At 36.3% G+C, this 22,535-nt stretch carries 16 protein-coding genes, 9 tRNA genes and 1 pseudogene; 2 read left to right on the plus strand and 24 right to left on the minus strand.

The genetic code is table 11. From position 1 onward, the window contains the following. Positions 1-76: 76 nt before the first annotated feature. From HNR52_RS05930 to HNR52_RS05940, 3 genes are read right to left on the minus strand one after another with little or no spacing between them, the layout of a single operon-like run. Complete coding sequence (locus HNR52_RS05930; protein WP_435619971.1) at positions 77-952, minus strand: DNRLRE domain-containing protein; 876 nt, start codon at positions 950-952, stop codon at positions 77-79. A gap of 31 nt (positions 953-983) precedes the next feature. Beyond that, positions 984-2,759 carry a glycosyltransferase gene (locus HNR52_RS05935; protein ID WP_435619972.1) on the minus strand — a complete coding sequence of 592 codons (1,776 nt, stop codon included), beginning with the start codon at positions 2,757-2,759 and terminating at the stop codon, positions 984-986. A gap of 44 nt (positions 2,760-2,803) precedes the next feature. Next, the gene (locus tag HNR52_RS05940) at positions 2,804-3,457 is read right to left on the minus strand and encodes a DUF6385 domain-containing protein (protein ID WP_435619973.1); all 654 of its coding nucleotides are present in this window, start codon (positions 3,455-3,457) and stop codon (positions 2,804-2,806) included. Positions 3,458-3,642: 185 nt separating this feature from the next. Between HNR52_RS05940 and HNR52_RS05945 the strand changes: the two genes are divergently transcribed. Next, positions 3,643-3,726 (plus strand) — tRNA-Leu (locus HNR52_RS05945). Between the two features lie 108 nt (positions 3,727-3,834). On the opposite strand, the gene HNR52_RS05950 is transcribed toward HNR52_RS05945, so the two are convergent. After that, positions 3,835-4,542: an arginase gene (locus tag HNR52_RS05950; RefSeq protein ID WP_435619974.1), complete on the minus strand. Its 708-nt coding sequence runs from the start codon at positions 4,540-4,542 to the stop codon at positions 3,835-3,837. 238 nt (positions 4,543-4,780) lie between these two features. On the opposite strand from HNR52_RS05950, the gene HNR52_RS05955 reads away from it, so the two are divergent. Then, positions 4,781-6,592, plus strand: a complete 1,812-nt coding sequence (locus HNR52_RS05955; RefSeq protein WP_435619975.1) for an ABC transporter ATP-binding protein — start codon at positions 4,781-4,783, stop codon at positions 6,590-6,592. 144 nt (positions 6,593-6,736) lie between these two features. Here HNR52_RS05955 and HNR52_RS05960 read toward each other — a convergent pair. The 20 genes and pseudogenes from HNR52_RS05960 to gatA all read right to left on the minus strand — a co-directional run bounded on the left by HNR52_RS05960 (position 6,737) and on the right by gatA (position 22,532). After that, positions 6,737-6,809 (minus strand) — tRNA-Lys (locus HNR52_RS05960). 8 nt (positions 6,810-6,817) lie between these two features. Beyond that, positions 6,818-6,893, minus strand: a tRNA-Gly gene (locus tag HNR52_RS05965). A gap of 8 nt (positions 6,894-6,901) precedes the next feature. Beyond that, positions 6,902-6,988, minus strand: a tRNA-Leu gene (locus HNR52_RS05970). A 38-nt stretch (positions 6,989-7,026) separates the two neighbouring features. Further along, positions 7,027-7,099, minus strand: a tRNA-Lys gene (locus HNR52_RS05975). Between the two features lie 4 nt (positions 7,100-7,103). Next, positions 7,104-7,179: transfer RNA gene (locus HNR52_RS05980), tRNA-Gln, on the minus strand. Positions 7,180-7,183: 4 nt separating this feature from the next. Next, positions 7,184-7,260: transfer RNA gene (locus HNR52_RS05985), tRNA-His, on the minus strand. A gap of 35 nt (positions 7,261-7,295) precedes the next feature. Further along, positions 7,296-7,372, minus strand: a tRNA-Arg gene (locus HNR52_RS05990). Positions 7,373-7,376: 4 nt separating this feature from the next. Beyond that, positions 7,377-7,450 (minus strand) — tRNA-Gly (locus HNR52_RS05995). Positions 7,451-7,532: 82 nt separating this feature from the next. Further along, positions 7,533-8,060: a metallophosphoesterase gene (locus HNR52_RS06000; RefSeq protein WP_013787539.1), complete on the minus strand. Its 528-nt coding sequence runs from the start codon at positions 8,058-8,060 to the stop codon at positions 7,533-7,535. Further along, entirely contained in the window at positions 8,057-8,653 is a 597-nt protein-coding gene (locus HNR52_RS06005) for an XTP/dITP diphosphatase (protein WP_013787538.1), read from the minus strand. Before HNR52_RS06005 ends, HNR52_RS06000 begins: the two co-directional genes overlap by 4 nt. Then, entirely contained in the window at positions 8,619-9,398 is a 780-nt protein-coding gene (gene rph / locus HNR52_RS06010; RefSeq protein ID WP_013787537.1) for a ribonuclease PH, read from the minus strand. Before rph ends, HNR52_RS06005 begins: the two co-directional genes overlap by 35 nt. Positions 9,399-9,543: 145 nt before the next feature. Further along, positions 9,544-11,298 (minus strand): N-acetylmuramoyl-L-alanine amidase, encoded by a 1,755-nt coding sequence (locus tag HNR52_RS06015; RefSeq protein ID WP_435619976.1) that lies wholly within the window; start codon positions 11,296-11,298, stop codon positions 9,544-9,546. A 223-nt stretch (positions 11,299-11,521) separates the two neighbouring features. Next, positions 11,522-12,487 carry an ABC transporter ATP-binding protein gene (locus HNR52_RS06020; RefSeq protein WP_195890939.1) on the minus strand — a complete coding sequence of 322 codons (966 nt, stop codon included), beginning with the start codon at positions 12,485-12,487 and terminating at the stop codon, positions 11,522-11,524. Then, the gene (locus HNR52_RS06025) at positions 12,471-13,505 is read right to left on the minus strand and encodes an ABC transporter ATP-binding protein (RefSeq protein WP_013787534.1); all 1,035 of its coding nucleotides are present in this window, start codon (positions 13,503-13,505) and stop codon (positions 12,471-12,473) included. The genes HNR52_RS06020 and HNR52_RS06025 overlap by 17 nt, the downstream gene beginning before the upstream one ends. Positions 13,506-13,519: 14 nt before the next feature. After that, on the minus strand, positions 13,520-14,437 hold the full coding sequence (locus HNR52_RS06030) for an ABC transporter permease (RefSeq protein WP_013787533.1): 918 nt from the start codon (positions 14,435-14,437) through the stop codon (positions 13,520-13,522). Between the two features lies 1 nt (position 14,438). After that, positions 14,439-15,368 (minus strand): ABC transporter permease, encoded by a 930-nt coding sequence (locus HNR52_RS06035; protein WP_013787532.1) that lies wholly within the window; start codon positions 15,366-15,368, stop codon positions 14,439-14,441. A gap of 70 nt (positions 15,369-15,438) precedes the next feature. Beyond that, entirely contained in the window at positions 15,439-17,079 is a 1,641-nt protein-coding gene (locus tag HNR52_RS06040; protein WP_435619977.1) for a peptide ABC transporter substrate-binding protein, read from the minus strand. A gap of 434 nt (positions 17,080-17,513) precedes the next feature. Beyond that, positions 17,514-19,196 (minus strand): annotated as a pseudogene (locus tag HNR52_RS06045) (peptide ABC transporter substrate-binding protein). Between the two features lie 436 nt (positions 19,197-19,632). Beyond that, positions 19,633-21,063 (minus strand): Asp-tRNA(Asn)/Glu-tRNA(Gln) amidotransferase subunit GatB, encoded by a 1,431-nt coding sequence (gatB, locus tag HNR52_RS06050; protein ID WP_435620002.1) that lies wholly within the window; start codon positions 21,061-21,063, stop codon positions 19,633-19,635. After that, the gene (gatA, locus tag HNR52_RS06055) at positions 21,063-22,532 is read right to left on the minus strand and encodes an Asp-tRNA(Asn)/Glu-tRNA(Gln) amidotransferase subunit GatA (protein ID WP_435619978.1); all 1,470 of its coding nucleotides are present in this window, start codon (positions 22,530-22,532) and stop codon (positions 21,063-21,065) included. Before gatA ends, gatB begins: the two co-directional genes overlap by 1 nt. Positions 22,533-22,535: the final 3 nt, after the last annotated feature.

Below are 22,535 nucleotides of genomic sequence, written 5' to 3' on the forward strand. Positions count from 1 at the left end.
TCCCTCTTCATTCGATATTATGCTATTAATATTATAATACATTTTTATACATTTTTTTAATTTGTGCCGCAATTTTTTAAACTTGTGCCTCAAACCACACGGTAATGTTTGCTCCTTTTCCTACATCTTTGTTTTTATATGATAGCCTTGAATATTGAGAAAATAAATAAGGTACCAATGCAACTGTTTTGCCTGCATCTAAAATTATTTCATTGCCATCCTCTATCCATAAATCATCACCAGGACTTATGAGGAGTTTTATTATAACTGAATTTTCACTTGTATTATACACGAAGTACGTATATTTGTCATATGCTGAACAATCATTTACATCTGTAAAATTTTCATCATCATATGCTGTGTAAGTAGACTTCGCCTTCACAAACCTTCTTTCGTTTAGCGTAAATGGGTATCCCCCTATATAAGTCAGTTGCAACATTGGCCTTAGAGATATGTTTATTGCTTCATCTTTAGAATAAAAACTTTTCGTTTCAAAGTTCTGTACTTCTGGCGTTTTAAGCATTATCCCATTGTTTACGTAAAGCCCACTTATCCATCCATTAACTATATTCGTTATATTCCATCCATACCATCCTTCTTTTGTCACGGCTTTTGTAGAGCCAAATACTGTTTCGTCAATATTCGGCCCATTATTCCATGTTGCTGTATTTTCATCCCATTCATCCACAATTAAAAACGGTGTAATATATGCAGGAATTGATGAATTTGTTGCATAATTGAAATAAAGCTTTAAAATAGCTTCAACCACGATAGAACCTTGTGGCACCATGCCTAAATCAAACTGTATAAGAGCTCTGTACACCGATTTTCCAGAAAAACCAATGTAATACCTACCGATCCAAAGTGTAGGATCACTTCCTCTATTGCTGTTGGGGTAACCCGATTCTAATGACGTATCTTTTGTGGATGGTTGTATAATTATAGAAGGCATTCCATCACCCCTACAATCAAAATCAAAACAATCAACTAATTTTATCTTCCTTTTGCCCACACAAACTGCGTAATATAATCATACCTTCTTCATCGATTATATCAAATAGCTTCATAGAACGTGTCAATTCTTCTTCAGCAAGTTTGTATGCTCCATGTCGATAATAAAGCTTTCCTAATCTCAGCAGAACATCTTTCTCATTCACCATATTAAGCATATTTAAAGATTTTTCAAACAACTCAAACTCCTGAATCTCAAATAATTTATCGAGTATAATAAAAATAACATTTGTATATGTGCCAGTGTCTTCAACGCCTATTGGCAATACCACATCTTTTTTAAGCAATAGGTCAAATTTGAAAAATACTTTATAAGCCTCTATAAAGTGTTTTTTTAACGACAACATTGGATTTTTTATATCTTTACCAATTAATAAACGGCAAATAATATTATTAATATGACTATCAAGGATGTATTCACCACCATCTATCATTTCAAAACATTCTACAGCTTCACCATATTTGTGTAAATACATCAATGTTCTTCCCTTTATATAATACGTTATATTATTCTTTAGTGAATTTAGTGCCATGTCTATAAATTTTAGCGATTCATGATACTTGCCATTTAAAAAGAATATATCGCTTATAATCGTATATGCTTCAGGTGACACGTCAAAATGCGAAACAATTTTTTCTATAGCAGTCTTCTCATCATATTTGCTGAAATAAGCGTTTGATAATTTGTACAGTATTGCTTTATTGGACGGGTTAAGTCTGAATGAATTCAAAAAACATTCAATAGCATTGTCAAAATCTTTTATATCCATAAAAACTTCCCCCATGGCAAGGTAAGCTTTAAATCCGCCTACGCCTGTTATAAACCTATAAATAAGTGGCGGTTCTCCCATATCTATGCATCTTTTAAAGCAATTTATGGCTTCTTGATAATGATTAATCCTGTGATATAACATACCTTTTAAAAACATTATATCAGTTACATTCGGATATTTTTCAATAGACTCATTGCATAAGCTAAATGCTTCGTCAACCTTATTTAGTTGATTTAAACAAATAATCATCCTGATAATTAGTTTTGTCGTATAGCCGGTCTTAACATCTTTTGAACAATAAAATGACTTTTTGAAGTAGTTATACGCACGCTCATAATCACCCAACGCCATGTACTCTGCTCCAATATTGAAATTGTGAAAAGGATTGTCTGGATCTCTTTTTAGCTCTTTTTTCAGTATAGACATGTTCCTATTTCTTTTATCTTTTTCTTTGATGATTTTGCTCAAATAGCCGTAGTGATAAACTTTTATCGGAACTTCTGCTACATTTCCACCATGATTTAATATTGAAATCAATATCTGTTCATGAATAGCTCCAATAAATCTATACTCAGCTTTATTCTTTATGAGCCTTACATTTAAGTTTGAAAGAGCATCTGAACCTGGTTCCTCTCCCACATAGCTTATTGTTTCGAATAAATATGCATCAATTTTATCATCTTCCAAAAGCACATTTATCATTTTTTTACCGTCTTCATCAATTGCATCATCAGCATCCATCAACAAAATCCAATCACCTTTTGCCTTATCTAATGAAAAATTTCTGGCTGCACTAAAGTCATTATTCCATTTATAGTAAAATACTGTTGCACCAAATTTTTTCGCTATGTCCACCGTTTTATCAGTACTACCTGTATCCACGATTATAATATCATCGACTACGTCGTAAACACTTTTAAGGCATCTTTCAAGATTGTCTTCTTCATTTTTTACGATCATGCACAGGCTTAACATTTGAATCCCCCTTTCGAAAATATATGGGGCTTAAAGCCCCATCGTTAAACCTGAGCGTTGTAATAAAATTCTGCAGTAGCTGCGGCACCGCCTGTATCGTAATACAACCTTGTATACTGCATAAATTTTACAGCAGTCAAGACCGTAATAGATCCACCTGCCAGACTAATACTATTGATGTCGTCGACGAAATAAGTGTCAGTAGTAGTAGGACTTATCTGAAGTTTGATAGAGATAGTATTAGTACCTGTATTCGTAATATAATAAGAGTACATAGATTTGTTGCCTGTATTCTCCATCAGAACAACACCTGTTCCAGTTACACCTGCAATATTTGTAGAGTCTTCTAAGAATGTCCTGCTTCCAAGTGTAAATGAATCGGTTGAAGCAGTAAGAGGCCTTATATCCAATGATGATGCAGTTACAGTCACTGTTCCAGCGACTGTAACTGTACCACTGCTAATGGTCACAGAATCAGTTGTACCACTTAAAGGTCTTATATCAAAATTTGATGCAGTAACCGTTAGAGTTCCTTGTGCCGTTACTGTACCTGCTACAGTCACAGAACCATCAACAGTTGATAAAAGCTTCCCTGTCGTCGAATCTAACAATAGAGGTGTTGGTATTGTTCCTTGCATTCCATGAACCAAAGTTTTTAGTTGCTCTGCCACTGGATTAAAAACTATATTGTTAGGCATCTATATCCCCCCTCTTTTTATATATTATGAAGATATAACTTATTTGTTACAGAAATATATATTATTAATATGTATAGAAAAACTTGTATATAGAAATGAGATTTTTAAACCATATCCACTATTGACATTTTAACGAATATTAATTATAATACCATTGTTAAGTTTTTTGACATAAAAATTTATGTGCGGATGTGGCGGAATTGGCAGACGCGCTAGACTTAGGATCTAGTGTCTTTGACGTGGGGGTTCAAATCCCTTCATCCGCACCAAAAATATATGAATTGTGATGGAGATTTACATAGATAAAGGCGTTGACCTACTTTTAGGTTAACGCCTTTTACTTTTAAGACTATCCATACATATTATCTATAAATTTTTTATGAAAAATTGAGATAATAAAGTAGGTCTGAAAGCTGCGTTTTTCTAATGTCCCATTTCCTTCTGTAAAGTTTAACCACTTTATATGGCAGGTTTAGGTTATTTACAAACTTAAAAAACTCATCGTCAAGCCAAGGTGGTGTCCATGCACCCGATCTGCATATATGTATAGCTGCTGTATATATACCATTAGGCAATGCATCAATATCATTGTAATATCTAACCTTAAAAAGTTTATTAAAATCTTTAAAATCCTCTGGCTTTTCAGTTGTATGATGGCTGTATACTATATGAGCCCTTTTTATCCGACCTTCATTTAACAGTTTACCCATCCAATTAGCACAATTTAACTTAAAACTTACTGAACTAATTCCCCCATATCCTAAATCAGCATGCGTATCTAAAGAGTACACTTCTTCACATTCATTTTTTATAGCTATATGATATGACAACATGTGAGACTCAGACACGTATACTTCAATGTCTTTTTCAAAACTGAAATGTTCTCTTATCTTATCCCAAAAATTATTCAACCGCAAGGATATGCCTACCGATTTTTCTAAGTCAACACCTCTTAAAGAGCTTTCTAAATACCTTTTATACCATATCCACTCTATATTTCTTGGTGTCTCAGTGTAGGAATTCAACCACTCTTTTTTTAAAGGAATAAAGTAATCCCAATCTATACTTAGTAGACTGCGAACCATATCCCTTCATCACCCAAAATGCTTAGAATAGTGGTTTCTCTCTATTTTTCAAATTCCATACATTATATTATATCACAAGAACAGATTAAGTGAGTTTATTCTTCTTTATGCTTATATACAATAAGTACCTCATTGTCATAGCATATTGACATGCTCCATGACTTCCCTAAAAAAAACATTTTTGACACATTAGCAATAGTTTTGATATAATTTATTCGTAATTTCTACTAACGAAAGAATGATTTATATGCAGTCAATGGGATATCGTGGAAAAAGATTTTACAGAGAAACTGATGAAAAGCCTCACATCACAAAATCACTTATTTTACGCATACTAAAATATTTTTTGCCATATTGGAAGCTAATGATAGTATTGTTTATGACTGTTATTTTTACTTCCATATTAGGCGTAATCCCATCTATACTAACTAAAAACGTAATAGATATTGCACTGCCAAAGAAAAACTTGAAGCTTTTGGTTGTATATATTCTTTTGTCATTTGCAACGACATTATTGCTTAATATTATTACTGTTGGACAATCATATCTAAACAGCATTGTCTCAAAAAGCATAATTAGAGACCTAAGATCCATCATGTACAACCACTTAGAACATATGTCTATAAGTTTTTTCTCTAATGCAAAAACAGGTGAAATAACTTCCAGAATCAATAACGACATTGGTGGAATAGAAAGTGTATTTTCAAATACGTTTATTCAGCTTTTGTCTGGTATATTTGTATTTCTAACAACTGCAGCAACTTTATTCTACACAAATTGGATACTTGCCATCGTCAGCCTTTTGACATTGCCCTTGTTTGTAATACCTACAAGAAGGGTTGGTAAAAGACGCTGGGAAATAGCACTTAAAACCCAATCAAAACTTGCTGAATTGACAAACATAATAACTGAAACTCTAAATATAGGCGGTATGTTCCTTATTAAGCTCTTTACAAAAGAAAACGAAAAATATAAAGAATTTGAAAAAGTAAATAATGAAGTAACACAACTTCAAATTAGGGAGACTATAATTGGCAGATGGTTTTTTATGACAATACAAACTTTTATTGCAATAGGGCCAATGCTCATTTATTTGGTTGGAGGAATAATACTTATAAGATATAACAATATTACAATAGGCGGAATAATCATGTTTGTATCACTTGTGTCTAGGCTATATGGCCCAGTAAACACATTTTCAAATATACACGTAGATATTATTCGGTCATTAGCATTGTTCGAACGAATTTTTCAATATTTAGATCTAAAAAGCGAAATTTATGAAAAAGAAGATGCAATGGTTATTAATGCTGTAAAAGGCGATATCAAATTCGATCATGTTTATTTTTCCTATGATGGTCTACACGATACTCTTAAAAATATCAACTTCGAAATAAAGCCTGGTCAAATGGCAGCTTTAGTTGGACCAAGCGGGGCTGGGAAAACTACCATTACTTATCTTCTTCCCAGACTTTATGATGTGAAAATAGGAAGAATCTTTTTGGATGGCGTAGATATAAGAAATATCTCACTTAGCTCTCTAAGAAGCCATATAGGAATGGTTACACAAGATACGTACCTTTTTAACACAACTATAAAAGAAAATTTACTTTTTGCACGCCAAAATGCCACAGATGAGGAAATAATAAATGCGTGCAAAGCAGCATATATTCACGATTTTATCGAATCTCTTCCTAACGGCTACGATACAATTGTAGGCGATAGAGGTATAAAATTGTCTGGCGGTGAAAAACAACGCATATCCATTGCAAGGACATTACTAAAAGATCCCAAGATTATAATATTTGATGAAGCTACATCAGCACTTGACTCCAATTCTGAGTTTTATATACAAAAGGCATTAGAACCTCTCTTAAAATCCAGAACCAGCTTAGTTATTGCTCATCGTCTATCCACCATAATTGCTGCAGACATAATATTTGTTGTAGTAAATGGTGAAATAGTTGAAAAAGGAAGCCATGAAGAACTTTTAAAAAAAGGAGGCGTCTACAAAGATTTGTATAACACTCAGTTTAGAATGAAAAAATGACGCCTTGATTTTAAACTCTGCGCCATCAATATCTTTCAAAAACTTTTTTGTATCTAATTAGTGTGTCTTTATTTAAAAAGTGATTTCGCATACAAAAAGTGTATCGATAAAATCTCGATACCCTTTGATTGGCTTAAATACTAGTGCGCCATTAGGGACTCGAACCCCAGACCCGCTGATTAAGAGTCAGCTGCTCTACCAACTGAGCTAATGGCGCATATTGTATGGAGCGGACAACGAGACTCGAACTCGCGACCCTCACCTTGGCAAGGTGATGCTCTACCAACTGAGCTATGTCCGCACGATATATGGTGCGGGAGAAGGGACTTGAACCCATATGCCATGACTGGCACTAGAACCTGAATCTAGCGCGTCTGCCAATTCCGCCACTCCCGCATTAACGCCAGATTGTTCTCTTTCAATATCTTTTTAAGTGACCCATCCGCGATTCGAACGCGGGACACCCTGCTTAAAAGGCAGGTGCTCTGCCGACTGAGCTAATGGGTCATGCTGGCTGGGATGGCAGGATTCGAACCTACGAACTGCCAGAGTCAAAGTCTGGTGCCTTACCACTTGGCTACATCCCATTAATGGGGTGGGTAGTGGGACTCGAACCCACGACCTCCAGAGCCACAATCTGGCGCTCTAGCCAACTGAACTATACCCACCATATTATAAAATATACATCACATTCTCCAAAAAATGGTGCGCCTGAAGAGATTCGAACTCCCGACACACGGATTAGAAGTCCGTTGCTCTATCCAACTGAGCTACAGGCGCATATTGGAGCGGGTGATGGGAATCGAACCCACGTAGCTAGCTTGGAAGGCTAGAACTCTACCATTGAGCTACACCCGCATATACAGTTGTCATCGCTTATTTCTGCCTCATCGCTCTGACAGTTTTAAATTATATCAGGAATATTTATCTTTGTCAACACCTAAAATTCAAATTTTGTTCCACTTTTTTTATTTCCAATGTATTCCTCCATATCATCTATATTTATTAGCTGCGGTACAATGATGCCATCCTCTATATTTACTATAGATACTGTCCGTGATGACCCTTCACGTGGCATTGAAGGGCTTCCAGGGTTCAATACAAGCATATCACCAGCCCTGTATACTAATGGTACATGGGTGTGGCCATAAAATACCGCATCAACGCCGTATTCTCTAGCTTTTTCTATTATGATGCTTTTTTCAAATTTGACGTAGTACTTATGTCCATGTGTTAATAATATTTTTTTACCAGCTACTTCAATAATCTTTTCGTACTTCTCTTTGTCGCCAAAATCACAATTCCCATATACATAAATAGTCGGTATTCCAAATTCTTTATCTAATTCCTCTGCATCTCTATAATAGTCACCTAAATGTATAATGTAATCAATATTTTTAATATTTTTTAAAATATTCCTGACTGATTGTAACATTCCGTGAGTATCACTTGTAACAAATAGTCTCATTTGCGGTCCTCCAAATTATTTTTTATATATTCTTTTAATTTTTTTAAAGCATTTGCCCTATGACTTACTTTATTTTTTTCTTCTAATGTAAGCTCTGCTAATGTCTTCCCTATTTCATCAACATAAAATATAGGATCATACCCAAAGCCATATTGTCCTCTTGGAGCATCAATTATCCTACCATCCACTTTTCCTTCTATTATAGCTTCTCTTCCTTTGTAAATCAATGCTATTACGGTTTTAAAAGTAGCTTTCCTCTTTTCCATCGGAACACCTTTTAATAAGTTTAAAAGCTTGTTGTTGTTGTCTTCGTATGTGGCATTTACACCGGCAAATCTTGCAGTATAAACTCCTGGTTCACCATCTAAATAGTCCACAAACAAACCTGTATCATCTGCAATTACCAGTTCATCGGTTAAATATGCTATAGCCCTGGCCTTTAAAAGAGCATTTTCTTCAATCGTCTTCCCTGTTTCTTCTACTTCATCATATGATCCAATGTCATCTGCCGACAATACTTCATAATCTCCTTTAAAAAATTCCCTTATCTCATCCACTTTATGCTTGTTGTGGCTCGCTACAACTATTTTCATCGCTTTCAACTCCAATTTCTAATGATATATCTCCTAATGATTCTTTTTGAACCTGTATGATTTTATTCAAGCCTTCCTCCGCTAATTCTAAAAGCTCTGAAAAATCACTTTTGCTAAAAGGCCCACCTTCACCAGTTCCTTGTATCTCGATGAATTCGCCTTTATCCGTCATGACGATGTTCATATCAACGTGCGCATTGCTATCTTCTAAGTAACAAAGATCTAAAAGCTTCTCATTGCCTACAATTCCTACACTTACAGCAGCGACAAAACTTTTTATAGGGAGTTTACTTATGGCGCCCTTTTCCTTAAGTTTATTCATGGCATCTACAAGTGCTACAAACGAACCTGTGATGGAAGCTGTCCTTGTTCCGCCATCAGCCTGTATTACATCGCAGTCAATCCATATCGTCTTCTCACCTAACGCATCTAAATCGACAACAGCTCTCAATGCTCTGCCTATAAGCCTTTGGATTTCCATGGTACGTCCTGATTGTTTGCCTTTTGTGGACTCCCTCTGTGTTCTGGTTTCAGTAGCTCTCGGAATCATTGAATACTCACTTGTAATCCATCCCTTGCCAGTCCCCTTTTGAAATGGCGGTACTTTATCTTCAATTGATGCTGTACAAATGACCTTTGTATTGCCAACTTCTATCAAAACAGATCCCTCAGCGTATCTGTTGAAATTTCTTGTTATCTTTATAGGCCTTAATGATCTGGAATCTCTTCCATCTACTCTTTTCATTTCTTCAGCTCCTTTATATTTTATACTATAATTTTAGCCTTATTTAATTTTCATTATCCAGTGCGTAAACCATAATATTATTTTAAAACCTTTTAAATCAATTTACAAGAAAGCATATAAAAAAAACAGGCGATTTTTTGCCTGTTTAATTGCTGCCATATACAGAGTTTGAAACAGTCGTGCTTATGCTGCCATTAGATAATTTGTCAAAATAATCGACAATCCCATTGTATATTCCTTGTGCTACTTTCCACTGAAAATTTTCATCAGTCAAAAGCTGAGCATCTGTAGGACTTGTGACAAATCCAGTCTCCACCAAAACAGCAGGCATCTTCGTCTGATTGAGAACAACTAAATTAGGCCTTTCTGAAAGCCCTCTGTCAGTGGTATTTATCTGTTTCATCAGATCATCATGAATTATCTGTGCAAATGTCTTTTCATCTCTTGTATCGCCATTGTAACCGTTTGGGTAATACAAAACTGTTGTGCCGTTTGCTGAAGGCGATTCAAAAGAATCAGAATGGATGCTTACAAAGACATCTGCTCCAGCATTATTTGCTTGTGAAGGCCTGTCATAAAGACCCACATCAGTATCTGTTGTCCTGGATATCATAGTCCTATATCCTCCATTGTCCAATAGCGTCTTCAATTTTAATCCAATGGCAAGATTGATATCTGCTTCGTGTATCCCTCCGACACCTATAGCACCTGGATCAGAACCTCCATGCCCTGGATCTATATAAACTAACTGCTTCTTGTTAGGGTCTGGTTTTGTTATTGTAAGCAATACGCCCTGAGGAGTTGGTTGAACACTAAAATCTGCTTTAAGGCTTGTCTCCGCAACAATCCTAACTGTATTTGTATCAAGCTGGGAATATCTAATACCAGTAACGACATTTCCAATATACGATATGTTACCTGCCAGTTTACCATCAGACATTGTCAGACTTGCACCTGCCACATCTATAATGATCTTGTTATCACCATATCTAGATGGGCTAAAGTGGTCGGAATCTGTATTTATCGTTATCTGATCGCCATTGTTGACCTTAGCAGCTAAAATGTTCGTCACCTTATTTTGTCCTATTTTAAACGATATATCAAATTCTTTTTTATCTTGTGACTGTGTTATGGTATATGGCATTGAATAGTCCATATTCACAACAAGCCTGGTTACTGCTGGTTGCAACTTGTTCTGCCCTATATAAGCTTGATTTAAGCCATTTTTGTCTATATTTATCTGCTTATTAGTAACAGTATTTATCGCATTGTTGAAGTCAAAGTAAATTCTTATACTGCTGTCATCATTTACAAACCCTCGTGTATACGTTAAAGGTCCATCACCTTTAACAGTTATGGTGTACGTACCATTTGTGTAATTTGATGTAAAACTCACAATATTAACATTGTTTGCAGAGGGAGGATCTACTTTCTTAGTAACTTGAATTAGATATTTGTCTGCAATCCATTTCACATCATAACCTAAGTTTTCAAACAAAAACCTCATAGGCACATACGTCGTATTGTTGTTTATAAGCCTTGCTGGAACATCCAACGATACATTATTGCCGTTTACTGTAGCGTAATTCTTACCTATAACCAATTTAATTACTTTGTCCTTTGAAGTCACAATAACTGTCTGAGTCTTACCATCCCAGTCGACTTTTTGACCTAATCCTTCGCTAATTGCTCTAAGCGGCACTATCGTGCTATTGTCAATTATAAGCGGTGGATTATTGCCAGTGTCAAATTTTCCTCCATCGACAGTAATCGACACGTCAGGCACATTGTAGCTTATAGGTTTGTTATCAACTACAATCGTAGCTTTATATGCATAGGCAGTTATGTAAAACGTAGACAAAAGCAGTAAAAGTGCAAAAAAAGCGATGACCTTTTTCAACATTTTCCCCCCTTTGCATATAAAATCGGCATTTTTTTCATCATATTTATATATTATTATACATATATTACAGACAAGTTACAAATATATTAAGATTTTATTAAGATGGTGAACGTTATTATTTAAATTCAATATTGATAATCTTCTCGTGAATTGCACCAGTTACTATATGGAAATGATAACTGTATTAATTTCATAAAAATAAAGCACTCAAACGAGTGCCTTATTTATCAAAAAGATGACATGCAACAAAGTGTCCACTTCCAACCTCTTTCAATTGTGGCGTGACTTGGCTGCATATGTCCATGGCATATTTACACCTTGTTCTGAATTTACAGCCTGAAGGAGGATTAATTGGGCTTGGCACATCTCCTTCAAGTATGATTCTCTCCCTCTTTCTCTCCACTTCCGGATCAGGTATTGGAACAGCAGAAAGAAGCGCTTGTGTATATGGATGCAATGGATTTGAATACAGTTCACCACTTTGTGTAAGTTCTGCAATCGATCCTAAATACATAACTGCAACTCTATCGCTTATATGCCTTACCATGCTTAAATCATGAGCAATAAAGAGATATGTCAATCCCTTTTCTTCTTGTAAATTCATAAGCAAATTTACAATCTGGGCTTGTATAGACACATCCAATGCTGATATAGGCTCATCGCAGACTATAAACTCTGGCTCAATTGCCATTGCCCTTGCTATGCCTATCCTTTGCCTCTGCCCACCGGAAAATTCATGAGGAAACCTATTAGCATGTTCTTTGTTTAAACCTACCGTCTCAAGGAGGTTGTATATCCTTTCTCTCCTCTCTTTTCCAGTGTACAAACCATGAATATCTATTCCCTCTCCTATGATATCGCCAACAGTCATGCGAGGATTCAACGATGCGTAAGGATCCTGAAAAATCATCTGAGCTTTTCTTGCAAATTTCTTTCTTATTTCATTGTTCATTTTATGAACAGGTATATCATCAAATATCACAGAACCACCTGTAGCCTCATAAAGCCCAATTATAGTCCTACCTGTAGTAGACTTTCCACATCCTGACTCGCCAACAAGCCCCAATGTCTCACCTTTTTTTATGCTAAAACTCACATCGTCAACAGCTTTTAACACACCACCGCTGACGTGAAAGTATTTTTTCAAATTCTTAACTTCAAGTATTATATTATCTTTCACCAGCATACGCCTCCTTTTCAAAAGGATTCTTAACCTTCGGCGCATATGGATGCTTCAACCAACATGCTACTTTATGCGTATCAGTTTCATCTGTATACTCTGGTTGGGCCTCATAGCAAATCTTCATGGCATAATTGCACCTTGCAGCGAATGGACATCCTACAGGAGGCGCAAATAAATCAGGAGGCGTTCCAATAATAGGTACAAGCTTCTCTTTATTCTGAGCATCAAGTCTTGGAACAGATTTTAAAAGTCCCCATGTATAAGGATGCTGTGGATGCTTAAATATCTCATCAGATGTACCTGTCTCTATAACTTTACCTGCATACATGACTATGATTCTCTCTGCTATATCTGCAACAACGCCTAAATCGTGCGTAATCATGATTATAGACGTATTGAATTCTCTTTGCAGATCTTTCATCAAATCGAGAATTTGCGCTTGTATTGTAACATCAAGTGCAGTAGTAGGCTCATCAGCAATGAGAAGCTTAGGTCTACATGCCAGTGCAATAGCGATCATGGCTCTCTGCCTCATGCCACCGGAAAATTCATGAGGATACTGATTTATACGCCTTTCAGCATTTGGTATACCTACTACGTCCAACATTTCCTTAGCTTTTTTCATCGCTTCAGCTCGTGTAACCTTCTGATGCTTCAAAATCACTTCGGCAATTTGTTTTCCGATAGTCATTGTCGGGTTTAAAGATGTCATAGGATCTTGGAATATCATCCCAATTTCTGAACCCCTTATTGCCTGCATTTGCCTTTCACTAAATTTTGAGATCTCTTTTCCATCGAATATGATTCTTCCAGCTTTAAATCTTCCTGGAGGCTCAGGATTTAACCTCATTACAGCCTGCATTGTAACTGATTTCCCGCATCCTGATTCTCCAACTATGGCTAACGATTCACCTTTCATAACTTGAAAGCTGACATCCCTTACTGCCTTTACTTCGCCTGCATACGTGTCAAATGAATATTCCAAATTTTGTACATCCAACAATACTTCTCTATCTTCCAAAATACTTACCTCCTTTAACGGCGAAGCCTTGGATCTAATGCATCTCTCAAGCCATCACCAAGCATGTTAAATGCCAGCATTGTTATGCTTATAAAGAAGCCCGGTATGAAAAGCTGCATTGGATACATTAGCAAAACTTGTGTAGCGTCATTCGCAAGCGTACCCCAGCTTGCCAGAGGTGGCCTTATGCCAAGACCGATGTAACTTAAAAATGCTTCTGCAAATATTGCATTAGGAACATCGAATGTCATTGATACTATTATTGGACCCAATGCATTTGGTATCAAATGTCTCAATATTATCCTGCCTGGACTCGCTCCAAGCGTCTTAGCAGCTAAGACAAACTCCTGCTCTTTAAGCTGCAGCACTTGACCTCTAACTATTCTGGCCATACCTACCCAACCTGTCATAACCATTGCAGTGATGATCGTCCATAAGCCTTGACCCATGACAACCATCAAAAGGATTACAAGTATTAAGTAAGGTATGCCATAAAGTATATCAACTATACGCATCATGATATTATCTACTTGCCCACCAAAATAACCAGCTATACCACCATACGTAACACCAATTACTGCATCCAACAATGCAATTGTAACACCGATAAACAATGATACCCTTGCACCCATCCAAACTCTTACAAACAAATCCCTTCCAAGGTAGTCTGTTCCGAACCAGTGAACTTTTGAAAATGGCTTGTTTGTATTAAACAAATCCTGATGTGCGTAGTCAAAAGGCCTTAAGTGAGGACCTATTATCGACATTATAACAAGAAGTATTAAGAAAACCAAAGATGCCATAGCAACCTTGTTCTTTTTAAGCCTTCTCCACGCATCTTGCCAGTAACTAATGCTTGGTCTTACAATCGACTGGCTTTCAGAAGCATTTGCTCCAACTATCTCAAATTTATCTTTACTTATATCCACCATTTTACTTTCCTCCCTTTGCCAGTCTTACTCTTGGATCTATAAGTCCATAAGCAATATCTACTATAAACATCATAACCACCAATATGATGCTATAAAATATGGTTGTACCCAATATCATGGAATAATCTTCATCGTATATGCTTTGCACAAAAAACTTTCCAAGACCCGGTATGCTAAAAATCTGTTCGATGACAAACGTGCCGGTGACTATTCCAGCAAACAATGGACCTAAAACTGTTACAACAGGCATAATGGCATTTCTAACCATATGCTTCCATATTATCTGCAACTGTGAAAGTCCTTTCGCTTTTGCCGTCTTTATATAATCCTGTCCAATGACGTCTAACATGCTTGTTCTCATCATACGAGAAATTATAGACAGTGTAGCGAATGACAATGCTATAGATGGCAATATAGTGTATTTAAATGAACCCCATCCTGACACAGGAAGCAGCTTTAGCTTTGATGCCAAAAGAAGCTGCAATAGGGTCGCTATTATAAAGTTTGGAACAGAAATACCAATAATGGCTAAAAACATCGAAAAATAATCCCAACCACCTCCACGCTTTAATGCCGCAACAATTCCAAAGAATAATCCGAAGACAACACCGAGGAAAATTGATTGCACACCAAGCTGGAATGAAGCTGGAGCAGATTGCTTAATTATATCATCTACCGTTCTGTTTAAATATTTAAGAGAAATTCCTAAATCGCCATGCATCAAATTATCTAAATAATACCCATATTGTACAATGAGAGGCTTATCAAGATGATATTTTGCCAACATATTTTGTCTTATTTGTGGCGGAACCTTTTTTTCGCTTGTAAAAGGATCGCCAGGTATCATGTGCATCAAGAAAAATGTCAATGTTATGATTACCCATATTGTAATAAGCATATACACAAACCTTTTAATTGAATAATTTAGCAATCAAAACACCTCCTATAAATATTTGTTTATGGTATATATGATGATACATATATACCATAAATCTTAAATTTTAATTGTTTTGAATATAAGCCCATTTAAATTCCCAATCAGAACCGAATGTATGGAAATACAAATCTTTCACATAAGGCTTTACTACGAATGGCCTTGCTTGGAAATATACAGGTCCTATTGGCATATCATCCATTAAAATCTTCTCTGCTTGTATAAGCTCATCGTTTCTCGCTTTCAAATCTACATTTACTTTTGCTTCATCTATAAGTTTATCATATTGGGGATTGCTATAAAATGCCGTATTATTCCCATTGTTTGTTTCCCACATATCAAGGAATGTAAGTGGATCATTGTAGTCAGCACCCCAGCCAGCAAATACCATGTCATAGTTTCCTTTGTCCATCATGTCAATTCTCACTTTAAATGCTACGTTCTGAATTTGAACATTTACACCCAAGTTTTGGCTCCACATCTGCTGAAGTGCTTGATCATACTTCTTTGCATTGTCTGTATCATCCCCCAGCAGTGTTATTGTAGGAAGCCTACTTATGCCAAGCTCTGACATCCCTTTCTTAAGCAGCTCTTTTGCTTGTAACACATCGTTGTCCTTAAAATAAGCTTCTCCTGCTTCTTTTCTAAAATCACCATTATAACCTGGTATGCCTGGCGGCACAACAGCTTCGGCAGGAATAGAACCATCTTTTGTCACCTGTTCAACAAAAGATTTTCTGTCAATAGCCAGTGTAAACGCCTTTCTTATATCTGCATTTTTAAACACTGGATTTTTCGTGTTAAATTGTATATACCAGTTAGTGGCAAGGGCTTTATCGCTGTACTCACTTGAGCTTTTGTACTTATCGATGTAATCACCAGGCACAAATATAGAATCAAGCGTACCGCTATCATAGTTTTGAACAAGTGTGTTATTGTCTTTTATCATAGTAAAGTTAACTGTCTGCAATTTAACGCTGCTGCTATCCCAGTAATCCTTGTTCTTTTCTAAGGTTATGCTTTGCTCATGGTTCCATTGGCTAATGACAAATGGACCACTGTACACTAACTTATCAGGATCTGTACCAATCTTATCACCATATTTTTCATAAACTGATTTTTCAAGTGGTAGATATGTTACGAATGAAGTGAGTCCTAAGAATTGGGGAGTAGGTGCTTTTAGTGTAACCTGCAATGTCTTATCATCCAATGCCTTAACAGCAACCTGATCAGCAGTACCCTTGCCGGCATTGTACTCTTCTGCACCTTTTATATAAAATAGCTGGTACGCGTACTGCGATGCTGTTTTAGGATCAAGGGCTCTTTTCCAAGCGTATTCAAAATCCTGTGCTGTTATGGGATTGCCATCGCTCCACTTAGCATCCCTTAAATGAAATGTATAGGTAAGTCCATCTTTTGAAATATCCCAACTTTTCGCAAGACCTGAACCAGGTTCTATCTTGCCATTTTTGTCATATCTTGTCAATCCATCTAATACTTCTGTCAATATATCAATAGAAACCACATCAGTCGCTTTTTGCGGATCAAGCGTAGGTGGCTCTTGTACCAGATTTAGGTTTAACACTTGCTTATCATTACCGCCATTTGATGCACTGTTTGTAGCACTCCCCCCACAACCTGTAACAACTACACTCAGCGCCATCAATAAAACAAAACCCATTATGACTATCTTCTTCTGTCCTTTCATCATTTCTCCTCCTAAAGTTAATAAAAATAAAAAATGAAAATAACAGTATTCGCCCCCCGGCTATACTTAAAAAGCACACCCCCCATTATTCATATTTTTTGATTTATATGATAATTGAATTTTTTATATACATAAATTTTATTACATTTAGATTTATTAATCAATAACAAATTTTTACCCTTTACACTTGCAGAGAGACACTATATTTTACTTATTTTAAACTGCGAAAAATTCTGCCACAAAAATTTCATAAAAATATTGTTATTTATAAACTAAACACTTTTTAAGTATAGCACCATTGACAATCAATCTCAATATTTTAAAGTATTTCGGCAATTTTTTAGAGTCAATTAAAATCCTTGTTGAATTGCACGAAAATTTGCAAACATGCAAAAACCGGGGAGCGACCCCGGTTCATCCTCATTGATGAATTATTATTGATTTTTTCCTTCTATATATGTCCACTTAAGTTCCCACTCTGTTCCGAATGTTGGAACAACCAAATCCTTAACATAGCTCTTTGTAGCTAATGCGTAAGCTTGGAAGTAAAGCGGACCTATAGCCATATCGTTCATGGCAATTTTCTCTGCCTGTATCATATCGTCGTTTCTCTTCTTCAAATCTGGCGTTGACTTTGCATCATCAATTAACTTGTCGTATTCTGGATTGCTGTAAAAAGCAGTATTGTTGCCATTGTTTGTCTCCCACATATCAAGGAATGTCATTGGGTCATTGTAGTCTGCACCCCATCCAGCTAATACCATATCGTAATTTCCTTTATTCATGTCGTCTATTCTTATCTTAAATGCCTCATTCTTTATCTGCACATTTACGCCAAGATTCTGGTTCCACATTTGCTGCAATGCTTCAGCATCCTTTTTAGCCGCACTTGTATCATCTGCTGTAAATGTAATTGTAGGCAATTCTTTTAAGCCTAATTCTTCAAGCCCTTTCTTCAGATAATCTTTTGCAGCCTGCACATCATTATCTTTAAAGAATGGTGAACCGTCTTGCTTTGAAAAATCCTCGCCGTTATATCCAGGAACTCCTGGCGGCACTATTGATTCTGCTGGTATAGAGCCATCCTTCAAAACCTGCTCTGTAAATGCCTTTCTGTCTATAGCTAATGTAAATGCTTTTCTAATATTTACGTTTTTAAATACGCCTTTCTTATCGTTAAACTGTATATACCAGTTGGTAGCTACAGGCTTTATTGAAAATTCTTTTGTATTCTTATACTTATCCATCAGATCGCTTGGAACCCTCATCTGATCAAGCGTACCATTGTCGTAGTTCTGAGCCTGTGTATTTGCATCTTTTATTATCAATAATGTGACTTTCTGTAACTTCACACTGTCTTTATCCCAGTAATCAGGGTTTTTCTCTAAAACGAGATTTTGATCGTGATTCCACTGCTTTAATACAAATGGACCACTGTAAACTAATGTATCTGGACTTGAACCTAATTTATCAACTCCTACTTTTTCTACGAAAGACTTCTCCTGTGGCAAATACGTTCCAAATGCAGTAAGACCTAAGAATTGTGGCGCAGGTGCTTTTAACTTGACTTGCAACGTCTTGTCGTCAAGAGCCTTTATTCCTACTTGGTCAGCACTGCCTTTGCCTGAATTGTACTCCTCAGCACCTTGAATGTAATAAAATTGATATGCGTATTGTGATGCTGTCTTAGGATCTAATACTTTCTTCCATGAGTATTCAAAGTCATAAGCTGTTATCGGGTTTCCATCGCTCCACTTTATCCCATCTTTCAAGTGGAATGTATAAGTGAGACCATCGCTTGATATGTCCCAACTTTTTGCAAGCCCAGAGCCTGGTTTAAGCTAGCCATTCTTGTCATACCTTGTCAATCCTTCAAGAACATCATTCAATACATCAAATGACGCAACATCTGTCGTTGTGAATGGATTTAAGTTCGGCGGATCAGCCCTTAAATTTAAAGTCAAAACCTGTTCATCTGCCTTTGCAGTTTGAGTACCTGAGCTACTATTGTTTTTGCTTTGTGAACTGCTGTTACTATTTGCTGAACACCCTGCCAATAGTGCAGAAAGTGCTAATACCAACGTCAACAATAATGCTAACCAATTTTTTCTCTTCATCAAAAATTTCCTCCCATCAAAATATAATATTTTTGATTTTACTCCCCCCAAAAATAAGTCCTCATCTCTCACCCCCAGCTATGTAAGATTTATTTTAAAGTACTTCTTGACTACATCAAAATTTTAATATTTTAATATAGGCACAACTTAATTGAAAATCAGGACATATCGCAAATAAAAATATTTTACTCACAATATACTATGCATGCGGCATTAAGATAAATTTACTGTTCATAATTTTGAAACAATTTATGATGATTTTTATTTATTATATCATTAGATGTTTTGCTAAACAAGTATATATTAAAAATTCAGTGAAAATTGTTTATATAATACTACTATCTTGTATTTTTTAGTATATTCTGAAATAATATTAAATTTAAAAAGCATACACTGTTATTAATAGTGTATGCTTAAATTTTAAAAATAATAATATTTATTTTGAGAGCTCTTCTAATAAAATTTTATTTGCCAATTGCGGATTTGCCTTTCCTTTTGTCGCCTTCATTATTTGTCCTACTAAGAAACCTATTGCCTTATCCTTGCCATTTTTATAATCTTCAACAGATTTTGGATTGTCCTCAATGACTTTTAATGCAATCTCCCTAATCTCATCTTCATTGCTAAGCTGTTTTAATCCCTTCTCCTCTACGACTTCTTCGGGATTTTTACCTGTTGCAAACATTTCCTCAAAAACGGTTTTAGCAATAGAACCTGTAATAGTGCCATTATCTATAAGATTTAAAAGCGAGGCCATCTGATGTGGTTTAATCAAAACTTCTTCGACTTCTTTTCCCGTTTCCTTTAAAAGCCTCATCATTTCACCCATTATCCAATTACTTACTGTTTTGGCTGAGGAGTACTCTAAAACGCACTTCTCAAAAAAATCTGCCAATGGTTTTGATGAAGTAATTACAGATGCATCATATTCTGGAATCCCGTATTGTGTGATAAATCTTTCCTTTTTATGCTCAGGCATTTCAGGAAGTGATTTTCTTATTTCCTCTTTCCATTCATCAGAGACTATTATTGGCACAAGGTCTGGATCTGGGAAATACCTATAATCATGTGCTTCCTCTTTAGAGCGCATTGACTCAGTAATGCCTTTTTGCTCGTTCCACCGGCGAGTTTCCTGCACTATCATCTCTCCGTCTTCTATAAGTCTTATCTGTCTTTTTATCTCGTATTCCAATGCCTTCTGAACAGCTTTAAATGAATTTAAATTTTTAAGCTCTATTTTTGTCCCAAATTCTTTGCTGCCGACAGGCCTTACTGATACGTTTGTATCAACTCTTAAAGATCCCTCCTGCATTTTACAGTCAGATACTTCTGAGTACTCAAGGACGCTTTTTAGTTTTGTCAAGTACAAGTAAGCTTCTTCAGGTGTCCTCATGTCTGGTTCAGATACTATCTCAATAAGCGGCACACCTGTCCTGTTGTAATCTACTAATGATCCATCTACGTTTTCATGCATTAACTTTCCAGCATCTTCTTCTATGTGTATCCTCGTAAGCCCTATTTTCTTTTTTACACCATCAGATGTCTCAATTTCTACGTATCCATTCTTGCAAAGCGGAAGGTCGTACTGAGATATCTGGTATGCCTTAGGCAAATCTGGGTAAAAATAATTTTTTCTATCCATTTTGCTAAATTTAGATATTTCACAATTTAGCGCAAGTCCAGCCTTCACAGCATACTCTACAACTTTTTTATTCAAAACAGGCAGCGTACCTGGTAACCCTAAGCATACTGGACATACATGTGTATTAGGTTCACCCCCAAATTCAGTAGTACAGTTGCAAAATATCTTCGTCTTCGTAAGAAGCTCTGCATGTACTTCAAGTCCTATAACCGCTTCGTACTTCATCATTTAGCACCACCTTTTATACTTGGTTTTGCATTAAAGCTTAAAGCTTTTTCGAAAGCATATGCTGCATTTAATATCGTTCCTTCATCAAAATGCTTACCGACGATTTGAAGGCCTACAGGAAGTCCATCTGAAAGTCCACAAGGCAACGACAATCCCGGAAGCCCCGCTATATTAACTGGAACTGTATATACATCAGCCAGGTACATTGCTAAAGGATCTTCCACTCTTTCACCGATTTTAAAAGCCGTCGTAGGTGACGTTGGCCCTACTACTACATCCACATCTTGAAAAGCCTTCTCATAATCCTGTTTAATAAGTGTCCTTACTTTCAGCGCTTTGTTGTAGTACGCATCATAATACCCCGAACTTAATGCATATGTACCTAACATTATCCTTCTCTTTACTTCTTTTCCAAAGCCTTCGCTTCTGGATACCATGTACATATCGATAAGGTCTTCGTATTTTTCTGCTGCGTGGCCATACCGTATGCCATCATACCTTGCCAAATTTGAACTTGCCTCTGCAGATGCTACTATGTAATACGCCGCCAGCGCATAATCCATGTATTTAAGGCTTATTTCCCTTATTTCGGCTCCTAACTCCTCAAATGTCTTTAACGCGTCTTCGATGGATTTCTTTACTCCTTCATCAAGACCTTGCCTAAAGAATTCTTTTGCATATCCTATCTTCATTCCCTTTATATCGTCTTTTAGGAAATCTTTATAATCGCTTTTTCTTACATTGTCTACAGAAGTAGAATCTTTTGGATCATGACCTGCAATGGCATTTAACACAATAGCACAGTCTGTCACGTCCTTTGTGATAGGACCTATTTGATCTAAAGATGACGCGAAAGCCACAAGTCCATATCTGGAAACAAGACCATACGTAGGTTTCATGCCAACGACGCCGCATAATGATGCAGGCTGCCTTATAGAACCGCCTGTATCAGATCCAAGTGAAAATGCACACTCATCAGCAGCAACTGATGCGGCAGAACCACCAGATGAACCGCCAGGCACTCTTTCCAAATCCCATGGGTTTTTAGTCGTCTTGAAAGCAGAATTTTCGGTTGAGGAACCCATCGCAAATTCATCCAAATTTGCCTTTCCCACCATTACAGCGCCAAGATTGTTAAGGTTCTCGACTACCGTCGCATTATATGGTGGGACAAAATCTTCAAGCATTTTCGATGCACACGTAGTTCTTATGTTCTCTGTACACATATTGTCCTTTATGACAACAGGTATACCTGTCAAGTCATTTATGTTTCCATCTTTAATCATTTTGTCAGCTTTTTCGGCTTTTTTAAGCGCAAAATCCTCTGTTTCGCATATCAACGCGTCTACTTTTGGTTCAACTTCATTTATTCTTTTTAAATACGCTTTAGTCACATCTACAGCGCTTACTTCTTTTTTCCTTAAAAGTTCATTAAGCTCATGTATTGTTAATCCATGCAATTCCATCAA

This window comes from Thermoanaerobacterium thermosulfurigenes (genome assembly GCF_051201035.1).
Taxonomy (GTDB): domain Bacteria; phylum Bacillota; class Thermoanaerobacteria; order Thermoanaerobacterales; family Thermoanaerobacteraceae; genus Thermoanaerobacterium; species Thermoanaerobacterium thermosulfurigenes.

Bases quoted from the DNA above. Each gene is read 5' to 3' on its own strand.
- HNR52_RS05930 (WP_435619971.1), bottom strand. From the start codon at position 952: ATGCCTTCTATAATTATACAACCATCCACAAAAGATACGTCATTAGAA.
- HNR52_RS05935 (WP_435619972.1), bottom strand. From the start codon at position 2,759: ATGTTAAGCCTGTGCATGATCGTAAAAAATGAAGAAGACAATCTTGAA.
- gatA (WP_435619978.1), bottom strand. From the start codon at position 22,532: ATGGAATTGCATGGATTAACAATACATGAGCTTAATGAACTTTTAAGG.
- HNR52_RS06005 (WP_013787538.1), bottom strand. From the start codon at position 8,653: ATGAAAATAGTTGTAGCGAGCCACAACAAGCATAAAGTGGATGAGATA.
- rph (WP_013787537.1), bottom strand. From the start codon at position 9,398: ATGAAAAGAGTAGATGGAAGAGATTCCAGATCATTAAGGCCTATAAAG.
- HNR52_RS06030 (WP_013787533.1), bottom strand. From the start codon at position 14,437: ATGGTGGATATAAGTAAAGATAAATTTGAGATAGTTGGAGCAAATGCT.
- HNR52_RS05940 (WP_435619973.1), bottom strand. From the start codon at position 3,457: ATGCCTAACAATATAGTTTTTAATCCAGTGGCAGAGCAACTAAAAACT.
- gatB (WP_435620002.1), bottom strand. From the start codon at position 21,063: ATGAAGTACGAAGCGGTTATAGGACTTGAAGTACATGCAGAGCTTCTT.
- HNR52_RS05950 (WP_435619974.1), bottom strand. From the start codon at position 4,542: ATGGTTCGCAGTCTACTAAGTATAGATTGGGATTACTTTATTCCTTTA.
- HNR52_RS06020 (WP_195890939.1), bottom strand. From the start codon at position 12,487: ATGCTGGTGAAAGATAATATAATACTTGAAGTTAAGAATTTGAAAAAA.
- HNR52_RS05955 (WP_435619975.1), top strand. From the start codon at position 4,781: ATGATTTATATGCAGTCAATGGGATATCGTGGAAAAAGATTTTACAGA.
- HNR52_RS06040 (WP_435619977.1), bottom strand. From the start codon at position 17,079: ATGAAAGGACAGAAGAAGATAGTCATAATGGGTTTTGTTTTATTGATG.
- HNR52_RS06000 (WP_013787539.1), bottom strand. From the start codon at position 8,060: ATGAGACTATTTGTTACAAGTGATACTCACGGAATGTTACAATCAGTC.